Source organism: Glutamicibacter sp. BSL13, from assembly GCF_052928425.1.
This window is the reverse complement of the sequence record NZ_JAVGCZ010000016.1, coordinates 1-20,279: the sequence shown is the minus strand read 5'-3', so window position 1 is coordinate 20,279 and position 20,279 is coordinate 1. Positions and strand designations below refer to the sequence as shown.

Annotated in this window: 17 protein-coding genes and 1 riboswitch; of the genes, 13 read left to right on the top strand and 4 right to left on the bottom strand. The window is 65.5% G+C overall.

The annotated features are described in order from the left end of the window. Positions 1-3 precede the first annotated feature (3 nt). The 7 genes from RCJ92_RS04745 (at position 4) to RCJ92_RS04715 (ending at position 7,268) form a co-directional block, all read left to right on the top strand. On the top strand, positions 4-921 hold the full coding sequence (locus RCJ92_RS04745) for an ABC transporter ATP-binding protein (protein WP_446753902.1): 918 nt from the start codon (positions 4-6) through the stop codon (positions 919-921). Further along, on the top strand, positions 918-1,616 hold the full coding sequence (locus RCJ92_RS04740) for a hypothetical protein (protein ID WP_446753901.1): 699 nt from the start codon (positions 918-920) through the stop codon (positions 1,614-1,616). Before RCJ92_RS04745 ends, RCJ92_RS04740 begins: the two co-directional genes overlap by 4 nt. A 305-nt stretch (positions 1,617-1,921) precedes the next feature. After that, positions 1,922-2,920 carry an exonuclease domain-containing protein gene (locus RCJ92_RS04735; protein WP_346921736.1) on the top strand — a complete coding sequence of 333 codons (999 nt, stop codon included), beginning with the start codon at positions 1,922-1,924 and terminating at the stop codon, positions 2,918-2,920. A gap of 74 nt (positions 2,921-2,994) precedes the next feature. Further along, positions 2,995-4,368 carry a plasmid pRiA4b ORF-3 family protein gene (locus RCJ92_RS04730; protein WP_446753900.1) on the top strand — a complete coding sequence of 458 codons (1,374 nt, stop codon included), beginning with the start codon at positions 2,995-2,997 and terminating at the stop codon, positions 4,366-4,368. A gap of 274 nt (positions 4,369-4,642) precedes the next feature. Continuing rightward, positions 4,643-4,732: riboswitch (SAM riboswitch) on the top strand. Positions 4,733-4,806: 74 nt separating this feature from the next. After that, entirely contained in the window at positions 4,807-5,616 is an 810-nt protein-coding gene (locus RCJ92_RS04725) for a methionine ABC transporter ATP-binding protein (RefSeq protein WP_446753899.1), read from the top strand. An 8-nt stretch (positions 5,617-5,624) separates the two neighbouring features. Continuing rightward, a complete protein-coding gene (locus RCJ92_RS04720) occupies positions 5,625-6,350 on the top strand; it encodes a methionine ABC transporter permease (RefSeq protein WP_360027936.1) in 726 nt (241 codons plus the stop codon). A 42-nt stretch (positions 6,351-6,392) separates the two neighbouring features. Beyond that, entirely contained in the window at positions 6,393-7,268 is an 876-nt protein-coding gene (locus RCJ92_RS04715; RefSeq protein WP_346921740.1) for a MetQ/NlpA family ABC transporter substrate-binding protein, read from the top strand. Positions 7,269-7,436: 168 nt separating this feature from the next. Here the strand turns inward: RCJ92_RS04715 and RCJ92_RS04710 are convergent, their stop codons facing one another. Both RCJ92_RS04710 and RCJ92_RS04705 read right to left on the bottom strand, forming a co-directional pair. Continuing rightward, complete coding sequence (locus tag RCJ92_RS04710; RefSeq protein ID WP_446753898.1) at positions 7,437-8,345, bottom strand: hypothetical protein; 909 nt, start codon at positions 8,343-8,345, stop codon at positions 7,437-7,439. A gap of 61 nt (positions 8,346-8,406) precedes the next feature. Further along, on the bottom strand, positions 8,407-9,330 hold the full coding sequence (locus RCJ92_RS04705) for a LysR family transcriptional regulator (RefSeq protein ID WP_396278273.1): 924 nt from the start codon (positions 9,328-9,330) through the stop codon (positions 8,407-8,409). A 71-nt stretch (positions 9,331-9,401) separates the two neighbouring features. Here RCJ92_RS04705 and RCJ92_RS04700 point away from each other — a divergent pair, with 71 nt between their 5' ends. The 4 genes from RCJ92_RS04700 (at position 9,402) to RCJ92_RS04685 (ending at position 16,199) form a co-directional block, all read left to right on the top strand. Next, on the top strand, positions 9,402-10,451 hold the full coding sequence (locus RCJ92_RS04700) for a YeiH family protein (RefSeq protein ID WP_446753897.1): 1,050 nt from the start codon (positions 9,402-9,404) through the stop codon (positions 10,449-10,451). A gap of 165 nt (positions 10,452-10,616) precedes the next feature. Continuing rightward, positions 10,617-11,783: an exonuclease SbcCD subunit D gene (locus tag RCJ92_RS04695; protein ID WP_446753896.1), complete on the top strand. Its 1,167-nt coding sequence runs from the start codon at positions 10,617-10,619 to the stop codon at positions 11,781-11,783. After that, positions 11,780-14,821, top strand: a complete 3,042-nt coding sequence (locus tag RCJ92_RS04690; protein ID WP_446753895.1) for an AAA family ATPase — start codon at positions 11,780-11,782, stop codon at positions 14,819-14,821. Before RCJ92_RS04695 ends, RCJ92_RS04690 begins: the two co-directional genes overlap by 4 nt. A gap of 187 nt (positions 14,822-15,008) precedes the next feature. Beyond that, on the top strand, positions 15,009-16,199 hold the full coding sequence (locus tag RCJ92_RS04685) for an MFS transporter (protein ID WP_343833726.1): 1,191 nt from the start codon (positions 15,009-15,011) through the stop codon (positions 16,197-16,199). A gap of 102 nt (positions 16,200-16,301) precedes the next feature. Here the strand turns inward: RCJ92_RS04685 and RCJ92_RS04680 are convergent, their stop codons facing one another. After that, complete coding sequence (locus tag RCJ92_RS04680) at positions 16,302-17,015, bottom strand: VIT1/CCC1 transporter family protein (RefSeq protein WP_054820730.1); 714 nt, start codon at positions 17,013-17,015, stop codon at positions 16,302-16,304. Between the two features lie 214 nt (positions 17,016-17,229). Beyond that, complete coding sequence (locus RCJ92_RS04675) at positions 17,230-17,922, bottom strand: IclR family transcriptional regulator (protein ID WP_346922778.1); 693 nt, start codon at positions 17,920-17,922, stop codon at positions 17,230-17,232. Between the two features lie 317 nt (positions 17,923-18,239). Here RCJ92_RS04675 and RCJ92_RS04670 point away from each other — a divergent pair, with 317 nt between their 5' ends. After that, positions 18,240-18,740, top strand: a complete 501-nt coding sequence (locus RCJ92_RS04670) for an ATPase (protein ID WP_446753894.1) — start codon at positions 18,240-18,242, stop codon at positions 18,738-18,740. Between the two features lie 155 nt (positions 18,741-18,895). Next, the gene (locus RCJ92_RS04665; RefSeq protein WP_138178177.1) at positions 18,896-20,242 is read left to right on the top strand and encodes an MFS transporter; all 1,347 of its coding nucleotides are present in this window, start codon (positions 18,896-18,898) and stop codon (positions 20,240-20,242) included. Positions 20,243-20,279 lie beyond the last annotated feature (37 nt).

The window sequence follows — 20,279 nt, the reverse complement described above, 5'->3', positions numbered from 1 at the left end:
GCCATGACCAACGCACCGGCGATCCAAGCCACCCACCTGACCAAGAAGTTCAAGGACGTGCGGGCCCTGGATGATGTGAGCCTCTCGCTGGAGGCGGGACGGATCTACGGCCTGCTCGGCCGCAACGGGGCCGGCAAGACGACACTGATGTCCATCCTCACCGGCCAGGGCTTTGCCACCGACGGCTCGGTGAAGATCTTCGGGCATGACCCGTTCGAGCACGATCCGACGCTGGCCCGCACGTGCTTCATCCGGGAATCACAGAAGTACCCGGATGACTTCAAGCCCTGGCAGGCCTTCAAGGCCGCGTCCCTGTTCTACGAAAACTGGGACGAGGACCTGGCCCAGGATCTGGTCGCGGCGTTCAAGCTGCCGCTCAAGCGCCGCATCAAGAAGCTCTCGCGCGGGCAGCTCTCCGCGGTGGGCGTGATCATCGGCCTGGCCTCCCGGGCGGAAATCACCTTCTTCGACGAACCCTACCTGGGCCTGGATGCGGTGGCCCGGCAGATCTTCTACGACCGGCTGGTCGAGGAGTTCGCCGAGTTTCCGCGCACCATCGTGCTCTCCAGCCATCTGATCGATGAGGTCGCGAACCTGCTGGAGCACGTGGTGGTCATCGACGGCGGAAAGATCATCGTCGATGAGGAAGCCGACGCGCTGCGCGGGGCGGCGGTGACCGTGACCGGCAACGCCGAGGCGGTCACCCAATTCATCGGCGGTTACCCGGTGATCCACCGGGACGCGCTGGGGTCCCTGGCCAGCATCAGCATACGGGCAACACTCTCCGAGGCCGAACGCCAGCAGGCCAGGCAGCTGGGGCTGGAGCTGACCCCGGTCTCCCTGCAGCAGCTGGTGGTCCGCAGCGCCATGGGCGCCATGGACGAGGGTACGAGCAAGCAGAATGTTGAGGCAATGAAATGAACCGGATCATCCAAGTTGCACGCATGCAGCTGATCAACAAGTGGACGTTTATCGGCATCCCGCTGCTGATTTTGGGCGCATCGTTCGTGTTCACCATGGCGATCTTCTGGCTGGTGCGCCAGGCCGGAGGGCAGAGCGAAGTGACCTACAGTGGTGGCGCCCAGGCCCCGATGTGGTACTTCCTGGCCCTGGGCATCCAGTCGCTGACGATGACCTTCCCGTTCTCCCAGGCGATGAGCGTCTCGCGGCGCAGCTTCTACCTGGGCACCCTGGCCCTGTTCGGGCTGTGCGCGCTGGTGCTCTCCAGCTTCTACTACCTGATGGGCCTGGTGGAGCAGGCCACGAACGGGTGGTGGCTGAACGGGCGGTTCTTCGCCCTGGAGTGGGTGGCGGAGAACAACTGGTTCATCCAGATCATGTTCTACTTCGCGCTGATGGTGCTGTTGTTCATGATCGGCTTCTGGGTATCCACCATCTACCTGCGCTGGCGCACCACGGGGCTGCTGGTGTTCTTCATCGGCCTGGGCGTGCTGGTGCTGGGCACGGTGTTCTACATGACGCTGGGCGAGCGGTGGGGCCAGTTCTGGAGCTGGGCCGTCACCTGGACCGCCGGGGGAGTGGTGCTTGGCGCCGGCGCGGTCGCCGTGCTGATGGCCGGGGCCTCCTACCTCACCCTGCGCAGGGCCAGCGCCTAAAACCACCGGCCCCACCCGGGCCCCGCACCCCGCGAAGGAGTGCGGGGCCCGGTGTTGTTCGGATCCAGGAATGCCCCGGCGGTTGCCGACGGCGTGCAGACTGTGAGATCGTGCCGGGGCGCTGGCTGCGGCATAGAGCGGGCACGGGTCATGCTCCCAAGCGCGCGGCCCCAATAAATCCGCAAGTCACCGCGGAGGATTTACCCTGAGCACGTACCTGGTAACGGTGATCTTGGACCGCTTCCGCGGGCCCGTGGGTGTCCGGCCTGAACCGTTCGGTCGGGAAAGCGGAGTACAGTGAATATGTGGCTTTGGACTTCACCGCAGTTGATTTTGAGACGGCAAATGGATTCATCGGGTCGGCCTGTTCGGTCGGGCTGATCAAGGTGCGTGGCGGGCGCATCGTGGAAACCGAGCAGTGGCTGCTCAAGCCGCCGGCCGGTTTCGACCACTTCGACCCGCGCAACGTCTCGATCCACCACATCACCGAGGACATGGTGGCCACCGCCCCGCGCATTGGCGAGAAGTTGACCGATCTGCTGCAGTTCGTCGGGGAAGACGTGCTGGTCGCGCACAACTCGGCGTTCGACTCCGGGGTAATCCGGGCCGCGGCCGAGGCCAGCGAACTGTCGGTCCCGCAGATCCAGCACCTGTGCACCGTGAAGCTCTCCCGCAAGGCCTATGACCTTCCCAGCTATTCGCTGCCGTTCGTGGCCGAGGAAGCCGGGCACCCGATCGAAAACCACCACGAGGCGCTCGCCGACGCCGAAGCCTGCGCCTGGGCCATGATCGATATCGCCGAACGCGGCCAAACCCCCACCGTGCACAACACTGCCGAACACTACTCGGTGCCGCTGGGCCTGACCCGCCCCTGGCAGCCGGGCGATGAGATCTCCCGGGCCATGCGTGACGCGCAGGGTTGGCTGGCCCGCGGTAACGCCATGCCCCCGCGCGACGCGTTCGCGTTCTGGCCGCAGGAGGGGGACAACCCGGCGCCGAACCTGGAGGCCGATGCCAGCCACCCGTTGTTCGGGCAAACCGTGGTGTTCACCGGGAACCTGGGCGTGCCGCGGCCCCAGGCCAAGGAATGGGCCGCCGCCCGCGGCGCACAGACCGCCTCGCGGGTCACCCGCGCCACGACCGCGCTGGTGGTCGGGGACGGCTTTGTCCCCGAGGACCTGTCCAACGGCCGGCTGACCAACAAGGCCAAGCACGTGCTGCGCCTGCGTGCCGCCGGGCAGAAGGTGGAGATCATTTCCGAGGGCGAATTCATGCAGCTGGTCGAAGGCTTCGCCCTGCAGTAATCTGCCGCGGGACGCGGCGCGACTTATCCTCCCGCAGTCTTCGCTCCAAGCCGCTGATCTGCAACGATGGGTCTATGACTTCTCGCGACCTGCTGACGCTGCGCATTGAATTGATGGAAGCCCAACCGCTGATCTGGCGGCGCATCCAGATTCCGGCCGACCTGGACCTGGCCGCTGCCGGTGACATCATCCAGATCGCCATGGGCTGGGACAACAGCCACCTGCAGTCCTTCCACAGCGCGGACCCCACCCAGGGATGGGGCAAGCCACAGACCGGAACCAGCTGGTATGACCAGCTTGCCCTGGACGAGGAGCTGGAGGGCCAGCCGCAGGAGGGCACCACACTCGGCCAGGCCCTGGCGGTCAACCCGGGAACCTTGTTCTACGTGTACGACTTCGGGGACAACTGGACGCACCGTCTGACCCTCGAATCATCAACCCCCTGCCCGGACGAGCAGTGCGCCGCCCGGGTGCTCGAGGGGGAAATGCGGGCGCCGGTGGAAGACAGCGGAGGATTATCGGGCTGGTACGACAAGCTGGAGGAGTTCAACGCCGAGCAGCCCACCGAGGAGCAGCAGGAAACCATCGACTGGCTGCGCTGGCGCTCCGGCGATGAGCTCGACTTCGACCCGATGACCTACAACCAGCAGGCGGCGAACCGCGAGCTGGAACTGTACTTCAGCCTCCTCGCGGGAAACTCGGTCTTTGTCCAGTGGCTGCGCGGCAAGCCCTCGGGGGTACGGCGCTACGCGCTGATCCTAGCCAGCGAGGCCGGAATCACCGACGCCGCGGCAGGCGCGCGGATCCCCGAATGGTTCTTCACGGAGATAGTTCGGCCTTTCCAGGTGCTCATTGAGCTGGCCCAGGGCGAAGGCATCAAGCTCACCCCCGCCAGCTGGATGAACCCGAAGGCCGTGGCGGAACTGGTGGAGCGCCTGCAGTGGGAGGGCATTGACTACGAATCCTCCTCGCGCAAGCGTGAACACACGATGCCCACGGTGGCCCAATTGCGTGAGGTGGCGCGCATGGCCGGACTGGTGCGGGTCTACCGCGGGCGTGTGCTCGCCACGAAAAAGGGCAGTGAACTGGCCGGGGATGAACCGCGCCTCGCCCGCCATCTGCTGAACGCCATCAACACGGCGGAAAAGGACGAGGGCTTGCGCGATGGCACCATCGCCTACTGGTTGTGCCGGGCCGCCGGGATCGAGGCGCTGAGCGACGCGGCGTCCGACTACATTACCGAGGTCATGAACTTGCTGGGTTACCGGATGGGGCCGCTGGGTCAGCCGCTGGGGCGCCATGCGGTCGTGCACCGCAGCACTCTAGCCCTCCTGTTTGAGGAGCTCGCCCGGTGGCACCGACGGGACTCCGGCGGCTACTTCTCAAAGCCTGCCCAGGAACACGTGGACGAATTCGCGCGGATGGTGCTGCAGGCTCCCGTGTCCTGAGGCGCGCCGCAACGGGGCGAGAGACGAACCGGTCCACCGCCTGACTGCGCTGTTGGCCTGCGGCCCCTGATGGGCCGTGCATTATGGCTTTGGTGTGCCTAGAATCTGCAATCCGCCTCATCCGTTGATTCACATGTCGTCACAACAGCGGAAGATGACGGGATGTGACGCCCGAAATGTCGCCATAAGACTGATCATTGCAGCTTGTGACCTGCCCTTTGAGTCGTTCTCCATCCCTGCGCCAGACTGGTGGACAACGAAGGCGATGACCTTCAAACCATCCAGAGCGGCCGAGAGATCTGGCTCTACGACGTCGCGGCAACCACCCATTGGGGCACGGTGCTACTGCCAGAAACGATGGAGAATTTCCTGGCTGACCGCTCCTCAGTGAGGCCGCGCGGCCGGGACGCTTCGTCGCGGTAAAGACGAGGAGTACACATGATCAGCCTGCGCAACGTATCGACAAGCTTCGGCACCGGCAGCGACGCTTTCACGGCCGTGGACAACGTGTCCCTGGACATTCCCCGGGGCTCGATCCAAGGAATTATCGGTTTCTCGGGAGCGGGAAAATCGACCCTGATCCGCAACATCAATCTCCTGCAGCGCCCGGACAGCGGTTCGGTCCAGGTTGGCGGCGTGGAATTGACCGAACTTTCAGAGGAAGAGCTGCGGCGCGAACGCCATCAAATTGGCATGATCTTCCAGCACTTCAACCTGCTCAATAACCGCACTGCCGCCCAAAATGTGGAGCTCTCGCTCAAGTTTGCCGGGGTTCCCGCCCGCCAACGGAGAGCGAAGGCCCAGGAGGCGTTGGCCATTGTGGACCTGGCCGACAAGATCCATTCCTATCCGGCCCAGCTCTCCGGCGGCCAAAAGCAGCGCGTGGCCATCGCCCGCGCCCTGGCCACGGAGCCCAAGGTGCTTTTGTGCGACGAACCCACAAGCGCCGTTGACCCGCGCACCACCGACTCGGTGCTCCAATACCTGCTGGACATTAACGCCAACCTGGGAATTACCACCGTGATCGTCACCCACGAAATGAACGTGGTCAAGGCCATCGCCGACAACGTGGCGGTAATGGAGGACGGGCGGCTGGTTGAACAGTTTGATCTGGCCGAGTTGAGGCAACCGGGTTTCAGCCCGCATACCGCGATCGGACGCTACCTGATCAGTGACGAGATCGTCCTGCAGCGCCCCACCGGCCAGGAAGAACACCGCACCCCGCAGCTGTCGGCTGCCGCATCCTAGGAGACGTCTTGAGCACAATCTATCTTCCGCTTGCGGCCGCTGCGAGCAGCAACGGTGCAGTGGCCACGTTCAGCATTGACCGCCTGCTGGAACTGGGACCCGAGATCGGCGTCGCGATCGGCCAGACCCTGGCGATGCTGCTGGTCTCGATTCCCCTGGCGATCCTGATCGGTACCCCCTTGGGAATCTGGCTCTATTCCATGTCACCGCAGGGCCTGCGGCCCCGACCGCGGCTGCACCGCATCGTCGACGGTGCAGTCAACACCATCCGCTCCTTCCCGTTCCTGATCCTGCTGATCGCGATCATCCCGGTCACCCGGTTCATCGTCGGAACAACGGTGGGTACCGCCGCGGTGATTGTCCCGCTGACCATCAACGCGATTCCCTATTTCGCCCGCTTCGTGGAACAGAACATCACCCAACTCGGTTCGGGCGTCGTTGAAGCCGCCAATGCCATGGGCGCCACCCGCGGGCAGATCATCCGCGACGTCCTGCTGGTGGAGGCCCGGCCGGCGCTGTTTGGCTCGATCACCATCATGACCGTCTCCTTCATCTCCTACTCGGCCATGGCAGGGCTGGTGGGCGGCGGAGGGATCGGCGACTTCGCCATCCGCTACGGCTACTACCGCTACGAGACCGGTGTCATGCTCCTGGCCATCGTGCTGATGATCGCGCTGGTGCACCTGGTGCAGGTCTCCGGTACGGCGCTGGCCCGGCGCTACGACAAACGATAGCCAGCACCCGTTACTTCACCTTCACTACTTCAAAGGAACACCATGTCACTGACTCGTCGCAGGATCATCACCTCAGCAGCCGCCTTGGCCGTCACCGGCCTGCTGGCTTCATGCGGTTTGACCGGCAATGTCAATGCCGGGAACGACAAGACCATCAAGCTGATCGTCACCGAATCGGCGCCCACCCAGGAGCCCACGAAGATCGCCGAGCGAATCCTGGAGGAGCAGGGATGGGATGTGCAGGCGACCTACGTCACCGACATTGTCCAGCCCAACCACGTGGTGGCGAACGGTGAATATGACGCGAATTTCTTCCAGCACGCAGCCTACCTGGAGCAGTTCACGGCGGATCAGAACATCGAGGTGGACCCGGCCTTTTACATGTACGGTTCACCGGCCGGGCTGTACTCGACCAAGCACAAGTCGGCGAAGGAACTGCCCGATGGGGCCAAGATCGCCATCCCGGTGGATCCCTCGAACAACGGCCGGGCCCTGGCCCTGCTGGCCAAGGAGGGGCTGTTGAAGATCACCGAGGGCAAGAGCGTCATCCACCTTTCGCAGAACGACATCCTGGAGAACCCCAAGAACTTCTCCTTCGTTGAGGTGGACCAGCAGTCGCTGTCCAAGACCCTGCCCGACGTGGATGCCGGCTTCCTGTTCGTGAGGCTCGGCGGGGAGATCGGGCTGACCCCGCAGGATGCGCTGCTGTTTGAGGAAGAGGAGGACGCTCTTCCCTACAACAACCTGGTGGCGGCAAAACCCGGTTTCATGGATACGGAGAAGGGCAAGGCCCTGGAAGCCGCCTACCATTCCGATGAGGTGCGCGAATGGTACGAAGACTACCTCGACGGCGCACTGCCCACCCCCTGGGATCGTGACCCGGCAGCGGACATCGCCACCTGGAACACCCAGAACTAACGAACACTTCAAAAACGCCTGCGAGGGACAAGCCACCGGCTTGTCCCTCGCAGGCTCTTGCATTGCCGGGTCATGGCACACCGCTGGTGCCCATTAGCCCGTTCTCGTGAACGGTGGGTGGGAGCGCGTCACCCCGACGGGCCAGCGGGCCGAGGACCAACCGCTCGGTCAGCCGACCAGGCCCATCCAGCGCTCATGCAGTTCGGAAATGATGTCATCGAGCACCGAGGCGGGGCGTTCGGCGATCAGGTCGGTGCCGTACACGGCGGCCAGCAGGGCGACGGCGTACGCGTCGGCTTCTGGATCCCGGGGCTGCTCGGCCTGCGGATCCTCGTCTTCGTTCTCATCGGCCCCGCCAAAGTAGGCGGCATAGGCTTCGGCGGCGGGACGGTCCAGGGAAGCGGCAACGGTGTCCACGATCCCGCGCAGGGCCTCGGCGGCGCTGCCTTCCAGTCCCTCCAGGTGCCCCTGCCATTCCCCGGCTGCGGTGGTGGACTTCTCCAGGGCCGAACGCAGGATCAGTGCGGCGGCGGCGGCGGTGTTCGCCGCCGGTTCCCCGTGGCTGAGGAACGCGGCCGACTTGGCCAGCGCCTTCGTGTTGGCCTGCGGTACCCGGGCGATGAGTGCGGTGACCGCGGCGCGCGGCAGCACCCCGGTGCTGTCGTTCTGGGCGCCCGTGGGACGTGCCGCATAGCCCATGTCCGCGCTGTCCAGCCCGCTCAAGTTCGCCGGGTCCCCGGCCGCGATGCCCTCGGGGCGCTCCACGGCGGCGAATTCGGTGTCGATCCAGCGCTCCAGCGGCTGCGGCGCGGATTCCGGGAAGGAGCCGGTCAGCTGCTTGTAGGCGCGCAGGGAGGCCAGCCACATGCAGGCGGCCTCATCGCTGGCGACCCCGTTGTTCGCCCACTCCAGGGCTTCGAGCAGACCGTCGGCCACGTACAGGGCCAGCAGTTCGGTGGCCCCGGGTTCGTGTCCCTCCCGGGCGTGGGTCGCGCCGTCGGCCAGGCCAAGTAGGACCGCAAAAACCTTGTCGGAGTAGTCGTCGGGCAAAACTTCAAAATCACCGGTTTGAGTCACGCCTCCCATTCTAGCCACGCCCCGGCCGCGCGCAGGTGCCCGGCCCCGGCCGGGTGCGGACCTAGGGTTCGGGGGAGGTGCAGATCTCCATGAAGCGGGCCACGGCCGCGGACATCGGACGGCTGGCCTCCCAGATTGCCCGCAGCGGCCGGTTCAGGGTGGTGCCGGCAATGGGCAGCTGCACGAACCCGGGGTGGGCGGCGCTGCCTTCGATGGCCAGCCGGGAAATCACCGCCGGTCCCAGCCCGGCGGCCACCGCATGGGTGATGGCCGAGTTGGAGTTGAATTCCACGATCGGGGTGACCCGTTCGGTGCCCACATAGCTGTCTAGGAAGGCGCGGGTGCCCGAACCGGCCTCGCGCTCCACCAGCGCGGTGGCGGCCAGCTCGGCCAGGGTGACCGGGGTGCCGCGCTGCACCCACGGGTGGTGTTCGGGGGTGATGAGCACCAGCTGGTCGGTGTAGACGGTCAGGGCCACCAGCCCCTCGGGCACCTGCGGGGTTTCCACGAATCCCAGCGCGGTGTCGCGCTGCTGCACGGCGCTGATCACCTGGTCAGAGTTCATCACCCGCATCCTGGTGCGCACCGCCTGGTCGGCCTGGCGCAGCCTGCGGATCCAGGTGGGGGCCAGGTGCTCGGCAATGGTCATGGAGGCGGCGAAGCTGAACTCCTCGTCCGCCGAGGTGGCCAGCGCCTGCGCCCCGGTCCACAGGTTCTCCATGCTGCCCAGCACCTCGCGCGCCCACTGCACGGTGAGCTTGCCCTCGCTGGTCAGCTTCGAGCCGGTGCTGGCCCGCGCCACCAGCTGGTAGCCCAGGCGCCGCTCCAGGGTGCGCAGCGCCCGGCTGGCGTTGGGCTGGGCCATGCCCACCGCCCGCGCCCCGGCGCTGAGGCTGCCCCGGTCCTCGATGGCCACCAGCAGGGCCAGGGCCGCGGGCTGCAGCCAGTGTTCTATCCTTGGAGGCTGGTTCGGCAATTCGTCCATATCAAAATCATATGACAGTTATAGCCAGCGCGTGGCTACCGGCCCCACGCCAGGCATGAAAAGTTCGAGGTATGCAGAAAAATCAGCTCACCGCCTCCGCTAAGTCCACGTCAAGCCCCGCTGCCGCCAGCCGCTCGGGGACCTGGCGGGTGCTGGGGCCGGGGCTCGCGGCCTGCCTGGTCGGCGGGGCGATCTCCTTGCTGGCCGCCCAGGTGCTGCCGGTCAGCGCCCTGCTGATCGCGATCCTGCTCGGCGCACTGTGGCGCAACCTGTTCCCGGTGCCCGACGCGCTGGCCCCCGGGGTGGCCGTGGCCTCCAAGCGGCTGCTGCGCATTGGCATTGTGCTGCTGGGCCTGCAGCTGTCGCTGTCCACGATCCTCGGCCTGGGCGCCGGGGTGCTGGCCGTGGTGGTGGCCAGCGTGGGCATCACCTTCTTCGCGAGCCTGCTGATTGGCAAGTGGCTGGGTCTGGAGCTGCCGCAGCGGCTGCTGATCGCCGCCGGCTTCTCCATCTGCGGGGCCGCGGCCGTGGCCGCCACCGAGGGCACCGTGAAGGCCAAGCAGGAGCAGGTGGCCACCGCGATCGGCCTGGTGGTGCTCTTTGGCACGCTGATGATCCCGCTGGCACCGGCACTGGGCGCCCTGGTGGGCTTTGACGAGGAAGCCACCGGGATGTTCATAGGCGCCTCCACCCATGAGGTGGCCCAGGTGGTGGCCGCCGGCGGTGCGGTGGGCACCTCGGCGCTGGCCGTGGCGGTGACCGTGAAGCTGGCCCGCGTACTGATGCTGGCCCCGGTGATGGCCGGGGTGGGGCTGTACATGCGCCGCAAGCACTCGGTGACCGCCGACACCAAGCCGCCGGTGGTGCCGCTGTTCGTGGCCGGGTTCATCGTGGCCATGCTGGTGCGCACCGTGGGGATCCTGCCCGAGCCGGTGCTCGATGTCGCCGCGCTGATCCAGACCTTCCTGCTGGCCACCGCCATGTTCGGTCTGGGCCTGGGTGTGCACCTGCGCACCATCTTCAAGACCGGCGGCCGCTCGCTGGTGCTGGCCGCCGCCGCAACCGTGGTGATCATCCTGGTCGCCCTGGCCGGAACCTTCATCTTCCCGCCCGCCGGCTAGGCGTACACGGCGAAACCTGATGACAAGGCCTCCCCGTCACCTGCATACTCCAGGTGATGGGGAGGCCGTGTCGTGCACGGCACCAGTCAGCGAACCGCGCGCTGTTCACGCACAGCGCGCTCGCCGGTGGATCAAAGCGTCGCAGGGATTGCATAAGGTGAAGGTATGCGTTTGCTTCATACCTCGGACTGGCATCTGGGCCGGTCCTTCCACGGTGCTTCCCTGCTTGAGAACCAGCGGGCGGTGCTCGAAGAGCTGGTCCGCCTGGTGGAAGAGCGCCACATTGACGTGGTGCTGATCTCCGGGGACGTCTATGACCGCGCCCTGCCGCAGGTGGATGCGGTGAAACTGTGCAACTCCATTCTCGGGCAGCTGCGGGGCGCCGGGGCGAAGGTCATCATCACCAGCGGCAACCACGACTCGGCCGCCCGGCTGGGCTTTGCCGCCGAACTGATTGACGCTGCCGGGGTGCATATCATTGCCGATACCACCCGGATGAGCGCCCCGGTGATGGTGCAGGGTGAAGACCACCAGATCGCGGTGTACGGCATCCCGTACCTGGAGCCGCGCATGGTGATGGCCGAGCTGGAGGCCGAGAAGCTCTCCCATGAATCGGTCGTCGCCGCCGCGGTCACCCGCATCCAGCAGGACCTGGCGGCCCGCCGGGCCGCGGCCGACACCCCGGTGCTCGCCTTCTCCATGGCGCATCTGTTCGCCGCCGGTGGCGTGGGCAGTGACTCCGAACGGGAACTGAGCGTGGGCAACCTCGACGTGGTGCCGGTGGAGCTCTTCGGTCCCTTCGACTACTCGGCGCTGGGGCACCTGCACGGCCGGCAGCGGCTGAGCGATACCGTGCGCTATTCCGGCTCGCCCCTGGCCTACTCATTCTCCGAGGCGAACCAGCGCAAGGCCGTGTGGATCATTGACACCGACGCCAGTGGCGTAAAGGAAATCGAAGCAGTGGAGCTGCCGGTTCCCAAGAAGCTGGCCGTCCTGAGCGGCAAGCTGCAGGACCTGCTGGAGGACCCGGAGCTGGCCTGGGCTGAGGAAGCCTGGTGCCAGGTGACACTGACCGACACCGACCGCCCGGCCGAGGCGATGACCCGGATCCGCACCCGCTTCCCGGGCACCGTGGTGCTGCTCTTCGCCCCGGAAGCCTCCACCCGCAACACCCGGGAAAGCTACGCCCAGCGCCTGGCCCGGGCGAAGTCCACCGAGGAAGTGTGCACCGACTTCATTGACCATGTGCGCCACCGCCCGGCCGATGAACATGAGCAGGAACTGGTGGCTTCGGTCATCCGCAGTGTGCGTGAAGCAGGAAGTGAAAAATGAGGATCCACCAGCTGGCCATCCAGGCCTTCGGGCCGTTCGCCGGCACCGAGCACATTGACTTTGACGAACTGGGCGCCGCCGGGCTGTTCCTGCTGGACGGGCCGACCGGCGCCGGAAAATCCAGCATCCTGGACGCCATCTGCTACGCCATCTATGGTGCGCTGCCGGGCAACCGGCAGGGCAGCCGGCAGATTCGTTCGGACCACGCCGCCGAAGGCCTCGCCCCGGAAGTGGCCTGCGAACTGTCGGTGGGAGCCCGGCGCTTTGAGGTGACCCGCTCCCCGGCATGGATGCGTCCCTCCAAACGGGCCAAGAGCGGCTTCACCGAGGAGAAGGCCAAGAGCGCGCTGCGTGAATACGTTGACGGGGAATGGCAGGCGCTGTCCACCCGCAACGACGAAGTCGGTCAAACCCTGGGCGCGGTGTTGGGCCTGGACAGGGAACAGTTCACCAAGGTGGTGATGCTGCCGCAGGGCGGATTCGCCGACTTCCTGCGCGCCAAGGACACCGAACGCGAAAAGCTGTTGGCCCGGCTCTTCGACACCAGTGACTACGCCAAGATCGAGGAGGAGTTCGCCGCCCGCCTGCAACAGGAACGCAAGCGCACCGAGACAATTGAAGCCGAACTGGCCGCCCTGGAAAACCAGGTGCGTTCGGACGCAACCGGGGCACTGCAGGCCGCCGGTATCGAGCTGCCCGGCGCCGACGAACCGGACCTGGACTTTGACGGGCTTCAAGAGCACCTGGAAACCCTGCGCCAGCAACGGGCCGAAACGGCAAAAGCCCGCCGCGCCGATCAGGCCACGGCCTCACGGCGCCACCAGCAGCTACAGGAACGGCAACGGATCTTCGGGCGGCTGGCCGAACTGCGGCAGCTGGAAACCGCGCACGCCGCCAACGCTGAAGCCGCGACGGCCGCCGAGGAACGCCTGCACTTGGACGCGAAGGCAACCCAGATCCGCGCCTACCAGCGGCAACAACGCGATGCACAGCAGAACGTATCCGCGGCCCGGCAGCAGCTTGAATCCCGTGCCGCTAACTTCACCGAGCGATTCCCGGAACGCGAGATCCAGTACACGCAGCAGACCCTGCAGTCCTTGGCGACCGAAGCCAATGAACTTGGCGAGCAGCTTGGCAGCATCCGTTCGGCCCTGCCCGCCGAGGAGCAGCGCGAACAGTTGGCCCGTGAGCTGCTTCGACAGCAGGAGCTGACCGGCAAGGAACAGGAAAAGTCCGAACGGGCCGAGGCAATGATTGCCACGTTGGCCAAGGAACGAGAAGAACTGCAGGCCAAGGACCTGGATGAGGTGACCGCAGCCGCCGGCGTGCAGCAGGCCGAGCAGGCCCTGGAAAAGGCGACCGAGCAGGTGGCCGCGGTGAAGCGGCGCGAGGAGCTGCGGGACGCCAAAAACAAAGCACAGGCTTTGTACGACGGGGAAGCCAGCAGGCTCCGGGACCGGCAGTGCAGCCTCCTGGAAGCGCAGCAGACCCTGCTGAATCAAAGTGCCGCGCGCTTGGCTGCGGGCTTGGTCGAGGGCGAGCCATGCCTGGTCTGTGGGGCCACCGAACACCCTGGGCCTGCCGTAGCCGAAGCCGGCGAGGAACTGGTCGATGAGGATGCGGTGGAGCATCTGCGCGAGCAGGTCGAAGCCCAGCGTGAAAAGACCAGGCAGGTGGAAGCAAAGCTGCATGCGGCCACCACCCGCTATGAGGAAGCCGCCGCGGTGGCTGGGCAGACCACTCGTGATGAGGCCCAGCAGCAGGTCGCGCAACACCAGGAAGCGCTGAAAGAGGCCCAGAACGTTCGGGCCAGTGTCGCCAAGCTGGTGGCCCAGCTGGCGAAGGTTCAGCATGAGAGCGAGAAGCAAGCACAGGCCGCCGCGGCCGCGAAACTCGCCCATGGTGTTGCGGTGGAGAAGACCGAGGCGCTGGGCCGGGAACTCAATCAGCTTGATGCCCGGCTGTCCGAGCTGCGCGGCGGTTACGGCTCATTGGGGGAGAAGCTGGCAGAACTGAGCGCCGACCACTCGGTGTTCAGTGCGCTGCACCAGGCGCTCTCCAAGTCCCTGGACGCCACCGCGCATCTGGAGGATTGCTCCCGGCGCTGGGAAGAAGAACGGACCGCGGTCGGTTTCACCGATGACGCGGCCCAGGCCCAGGCGCTGCTGGAACCCGGTGTCCGCCAAGAACTGGAGCAGCTGCGCGCCACCCACCAAAAACGTGCTGCGGCCACCGAGACCCTGTCCGCTTCGGAGGATGTCATTCAAGCCCGGCAACTGGAAGCCGAGGGGGAAACGGCGCCTGATACCGGTCAGCTGGAACGGGACGCTGCAGCGCTGCAGGAAGCCGAGGAAACCTACGAGCAGGCCCGCCAGACCGAAGTCGTTGCCGCTGCTTCCCTGCAACGCCTGCAGGAAGGACGGGACAGGCTCGCCCGACGCATCAGCGATACCGGCCCGGTCATTGAGTCCTACCGGCGGCTCAAGGCGCTGGCTGAGGTGGTCCGCGGCGGCGGGGAGAACCGGCTGAAGATGACGCTGGGCACCTATGTGCTGGCCGCCCGGCTTGAAGAAGTCACCGCCGCCGCCACCGAACGGTTGCAGGTGATGAGTTCGCAGCGCTATTCACTGGAACATGACGACACGGCCCGGGGCAACGCCAAGTCGGGACTCGGCATCCGGGTGCATGACTCGTGGACCGGGAAGTACCGCGAAACCCAGACCCTCTCCGGGGGAGAGACCTTCATGGCCTCCCTGTCCCTGGCCCTCGGGCTGGCGGATGTCATCTCCCACCATTCCGGGGCCGTGGACATGCAGACGCTCTTCGTCGATGAGGGCTTTGGTTCCCTGGACACCGAGACCCTGGAACAGGTCATGGAGGCATTGGAGTCACTGCGGTCCGGCGGACGCGTCATCGGTGTGGTCTCCCACGTCAGCGAGATGAAACAGCGCATCACCAACCGGTTGACCGTTACCAAGGCCAGGGAGGGATCCACCATCAGCACCAATGCGGAGCGGAGCTTGCTCACATTGAGCTAGACACCGGGGAAACTGCCACGTATCTTGAAAAGAGCGCCCAATGGCGTGTTTGGGTTTTCTGTGCGTTGAGGGGCGAGGGACAACGCACGCTTTAGTTATTGGAGAAAAGTTGACCCAAAAGTCTTTGTCCCAGGCCTCGGCCGCGGACAATTCGAGTTCTTCTGGATACTCTTCTTTGGTCCCGCTCGTGGGACGCAGCTACCTACCGTTGGCGTTCTTTGCACGCCTTCCGCTGGCCATGCTGACCATCGGGTCGATGACCCTGTTCACCGCAACCACCGGCTCCTATGCCCTGGGTGGGCTTTCGGCCGCCATGGTGGGGCTCGGCTCCGCCGTGGGCGGGCCAACGATCGGCTACGTGGCCGACCGGATTGGGCAGCGCAAGGTCCTGCTGACCGCGGCCCTGCTGCATACCCTGATGCTGGCGGTTCTGACCTGGTATGGCAGCCGCGGTGACGCTGTCACGGTGGGATTGCTGGTGGCCGTTAGCCTGCTCACCGGGGCCACCGGCCCCCAAGTGGGTCCCATGTCCCGTGTCCGCTGGATCTCCATGACCCGGGCGCGCGGACTGCGACCCAAGGTGCTCGGCGCCGCGCTGGGCCTTGAATCAATGCTTGACGAGCTGGGCTTCGTGCTGGGGCCGGTGGCCGTGGGCTTCCTGGCCTCGGCGCTGAACCCGGCGTTGCCGCTGATCATTGCCGCGGTGCTCACCATCATCCTGGTCCCGATCTTTGGCCTGCATTCCACCGAGCGTTCGGTGATTCCCAGCCCGAAGGATTCGCGGCACGCCAAGGCCACCAAGGTTCAGGTGGCCGCCATCAGCGCCATGGTGCTGGGCATGATCGGCCTGGGCACCGTGTTCGGTTCCTCCGCCGCCGGCACCCTGGCCTTCGCCGGCGCCATGGGGGACTCCAACCGCGGCGGCATGCTCTATGGTGCCGTGGGCCTGTCCAGTGCCATCGCCGCGATCTCCGTGGCCATGTGGCCCGCCGCGTTCCGACATACCTCCCGCTGGATCGCCTCCGCCTCCTTCCTGGCGTTGACCAGCCTGCTGCTGCAGCTGCCCCAGTCCACCGGATTCATGCTCGCCATGCTGTTCCTGGTCGGCTTCGGCGTGGGACCGATCATCGTGGTGGTGATGACCCTGGGCGGCGAGGTGGCACCGGCCGGACGGCTGTCCACGGTGATGACCATGCTCTCGGCCGGCATCGTCGTTGGAACCGCCATCGGCAACGGTCTGGCCGGCCTGCTTGCCGAATCCATGGGTTACTCCGGGGCCTTCTGGGTGTGCACCGGTGCCGCCGTTGTGATCGCCCTGGCCGCCATGTTCATGAAGATGCTGGTGGCCCGCTCCGAACAGCTGGCCAACGTTCGCTAGCACCGGCCCTGGATGGGAAGCAACAGCGGCCCAGGACGTATCGTGTCCTGGGCCGCTGTTGCCGTTGAAACCCGGTTTGCGGGCTGGAAGCGGTGTTCGTGCTTAGTTGATCGCCACGCCGAACAGCAGACCGATGATGTAGGTCGCCGCCATGGTGGCGCTGCCCATCACGACGTTGCGCAGGATGGCCCGCAAGCGCGGGGCGCCGCCCAAGGCGGCGCTGATCCAGCCGGTCAGCAGCAGACCGATCACTACGGCCACCGCAGCGACGATGATCCGCGCCGATTCCGGCGGCAGCAGGATCATGATCAGTGGAATCAGGGAACCGATGGTGAAGGCGATAAAGGAGGAGAACGCGGCAGCCCAGGGGCTGGTGTACTCCTCAGGATCAATGCCCAATTCCACTTCGGCATGGGCGGCGAGCGCGTCATGGGCGGTCAGCTCCGCTGCCACCTGATGTGCCAGCTTCGGACTCAGGCCCCGGGCCTCGTACATTCCGGCCAGTTCCTGAAGTTCTTCCTCCGGCATCTCGGCCAGCTCACGCTTCTCCTTGGCAATCAGCGCCTGCTCAGTGTCGCGCTGGGTGCTGACCGAGACATACTCGCCGCCGGCCATGGAGAACGCGCCGGCGACCAGGGCCGCGATGCCTGCCGTGGCAATCGCTCCCAGATTTCCCGGGGTGGCGGCTGCGACGCCGACGACCACGCCGGCGGTGGAAACGATCCCGTCATTGGCTCCAAGAACCCCGGCCCGCAGCCAGTTCAGCTTCTGGCCGATGCGGTTGTCGTGTGGTTCGTTGGGGTGGGTGTGCGGCATTGACCCATCCGGGGTGTGGCTCTCGGACGTGGACACGATGACCTCCAGATTCTGGTCCGGCCGCGCGGTGCAGCCAGTACCGTGATTCAACCGGCCGCCATCCGGCGGCCAGCCGATGCTCCTTGTTGTCACTCAACGATAATGCCTGAAGACCTCATTGTCCGTTGATGAGTGGGTTTTGTAGGTGGACCTGCTTTCGGTGTTCCGGGTCTTCCTAGGAAAGGTCCTCGCTGATGACCAGCGCTGATTCCTTTAACGCCCGAACGATCTTCTCGTGTTCCTGCACGGTGCTGGTTGCGAAAACGACGGCCAGCGCGGCTGGCAGCGTGTTGGAGGTGTGCAGGGGCACGGCCAGGGACGTCACGCCGCGGATGACCTCATCCACGCTGCTGGCATACCCATTGATCTTCGCGTCACGCACCTGCTCGCGGTAGTCCACCCCGGTGTTCATGGCATCCCATTGGTTGCGGGTGTAGTTGGATTGAATCGCGATGGGCGGGGCGCCCACGTCCATGCCGTGCCGGGTTCCGGGACGGTGCACAATGGCACGATGGGAGTGGGCCGGCTCCACCGACACCAAGGTGGTGCACAGGTCATGCTCCCACACCGCGACGAACGCGGTCATGGACAAAGTGTTGGCCAGCTTTGTCAGTTCCGGCAGCGCCGTGTTCTGCAGATCCCGCTGCACCGAGCGGGCCAGCGTGGCCAGGCCCGAGGCGGGTCGGATCCGCCCGGCCTCGTCCCGGGCCAGCAGACGGTGATCCTCCAGGGTGCGCAGAATCCGGTAGGCGATGGAGCGGTGGACTTCCATCTTCTCGGCGATCTCGGCGATGCTCAGGTTCGTGGGGGAGTCCGCCACGATTTCGAGCATCCGTACACCGCGGGAGAGAGTCTGGGAAGCTGACATGATCCTTGTCCTGTCGAGGGGCGGTGGCCCGCCCAAAAGAATGGGTGCAGGGCCTGGCGCCCAAAGGCGTGGCCCTACCTGCATCCTAGTCATTCTGTAATCGAACAGCCAGTTCGATTTTTGAACTACTGACAGCTTTCGTTCACATATTTTCAGTCGGGTTCACGTTCCCGCCCTGGTCGCCGGGAGTGGCAATAGAGGCCTCTGCCCGCCCCTATGGAAACGAACGGTGTTTTGCTAGCCTACAAGCCACGATCGCGGGCATCACCGCCGGCGGGTCGACATCGGTCGGTCAGGAAGAACAGGGGAGTGGGATCATGACGGCGACGCCGACTGGAAGCAAAACCGAGGATGGGGCACTGCGCCTGCTGCGGGTCTTCCCCATCGACCAACAGGAGCTCTGGAACTTACTGACCGAACCAGCCCAAACCGACCGGTGGATCGGACCGTGGTCCGGGGATCCGGCCAGCGGGAGCGTAGAGCTGACGCTGAATGCCGAAGAGGGGAGGCCGGCGATGGAAATGCGCATCATTGACTGTGATGCCTCCTCCCAGCGTCTCGTGGTTGAATCCTCCCCGCAGGACGGGGAGGTTTGGAGGCTGCAGCTGCAGGTGCTCAGCGACCCGGAGGGAAGCCTGCTGGAATTCGTGATGCCGAACCTCGAGCCCACCCAGGCCGGCTCCATTGGCCCAGGGTGGGAGTTCTATCTGGACCGTCTGCTGGCCGCGGCCGCAGGCCAGGATCCACAGGCGATTCGCTTTGATCCCGATTACTACCCGGCGCTCCGCGATTATTACGAACTGCTGTTCAAGCCCTGATCCGTGCGGCAAGACCACTCGTCAAGAGTCCGTTCTCGGAGTGTAGAAAAATCTTGTTGTGAGCAGCCTCACCTGTAGCCTATGATTGTGATCTGAGTTACCGTCTGAACGGTCGGTAATCAGATATTCGGAATCTCGCAAACTCAAGGGCACTCATGACTACCTCGCTTGTTACCCGCAGACAGGAAGAACGGCGCGTTCTGGCCGGCACCCTGGTGGGCACCACCATCGAGTGGTACGACTTCTTCATCTTCGCGCAGCTGACCGCGACCCTGCTCACCCCGTTGTTCCTCGCCCCGCTGGGTGAGTCGAACCCGGGCATCGCGCAGATCCTCTCCTTCGCGATGATCGGCATTTCCTTCTTCTTCCGTCCGCTGGGCGCCGTGATCGCCGGACACCTCGGTGACCGGTTCGGACGCAAGCGGATCCTGGTGATGACCCTGATCCTGATGGGCATTGCCACCTCCCTGATCGGCCTGCTGCCCACCTACGCGCAGATCGGTGTTGCCGCACCGATCCTGCTGGTGCTGCTGCGCGTGCTGCAGGGCTTCTCCGCCGGCGGCGAATGGGGCGGCGCGGCGTTGATGAGTGTGGAGCACGCACCGAAGGGCCGCCGCGGCTACTTCGGCGCCTTCCCGCAGATCGGTGTTCCGATCGGCATGATCCTGGCCACCGGCATCCTGTACGTGCTGCGCGTGTCGATGACCCCCGAACAGTTCATGGCCTGGGGCTGGCGTATTCCGTTCCTGCTCTCGGTGGTGCTGATCCTGGTCGGTCACCTGATCCGCCGCGCACTGGAGGAATCCCCGGTCTTCAAGGAGATGGCCGAGCGCAAGAGCGAGGAGCACACCCCGCTGAAGGACTTGATGAAGACCAACTCCAAGCAGGTCATCCAGGCCGCGTTGATCTTCATCTCGAACAACGCCGCCGGCTACCTGGTCATCGCGTTCTTCATCGCCTACACCACCAAGGTGCTGGGCCTGGAGATGGCCCCGGTGTTGCTGGCCACCACCATCGGCTCCTTCGGCTGGTTGATCTTCACCCTGGTCGGCGGCTGGCTCTCGGATAAGATCGGGCGCCGCAACACCTTCGTCATCGGCTACGGCATCGTCTTCGTGTGGATGATCCCGATGTTCATGCTGATCGACACCGGCTCGATCGTGCTGTACACCGTGGCGATCTTCGTGCTGACCATCGGCCTGGGCCTGTCCTACGGACCGCAGTCGGCCATGTACGCCGAAATGTTCCCGGCGCACATCCGCTACTCAGGCATCTCGATCGGCTACGCCATCGGCGCGATCCTCGGCGGCGCCTTCGCCGCCACCGTGGCCCAGGTGCTGCTGGAGACCACCGGCTGGTCCGGCTCGATCGCCATCTACATCATGGTGCTGACCGTCATCTCCACCGCGGCAGTGCTGTGGGTGGGCGAGACCCGCCACCGCTCGCTGGGTGTGGAGGGCTTCCACGCGGACGGCACCGCCAAGATCCCGAGCGTGCACTAGGCAAGGACAACCGGCGGCGCGCTGGCGCCGCCACCGG